This is a genomic window from Methylobacterium platani (assembly GCF_001653715.1).
Taxonomy (GTDB): Bacteria; Pseudomonadota; Alphaproteobacteria; order Rhizobiales; family Beijerinckiaceae; genus Methylobacterium; species Methylobacterium platani.
On record NZ_LWHQ01000055.1, the window covers coordinates 1 to 394 of the forward strand.

1 protein-coding gene is annotated in these 394 nt (G+C 58.9%); it reads left to right on the plus strand.

Annotated elements, in window-relative coordinates; translation table 11 throughout:
- The coding region (locus tag A5481_RS34750) for a hypothetical protein (RefSeq protein WP_197514241.1) at positions 1-394 on the plus strand (394 nt) is incomplete at both ends.

Genomic DNA, 394 nt, shown 5'->3' on the forward strand with positions numbered 1-394 from the left:
CGTCCGGTTGCAGAGCGGGCTCAACGCGATCGAGCACAGTAAGTTCTTCTCGACACCCGACGCGACCCGCCACGACGTCCTCATAGAGGGCGGCAACTATATGATCGTGAACTGCGCCACGGGGACCGCAAAGACAGCCAACCTCAAGGACAGCATCAACTGCGAGCGCGGCAACTACGTTATTGGTGGACTTTTCCCTGGCGTTGATCTCGTTAGATGCTCCGTACTCGCCGCGCCGACGCTGCACAATATCAATAACCCACTCAACGCGACCGAAGGTCTGGACGTCTACAATCAGTCCCTCGACGCCCACGCCGGCCTGAATGTGGATGGTCCGACGAAGATCACTGGGCCATTTCTCAATGCAGGTGGAGTGAAAGTCGCCGCCTCCGGC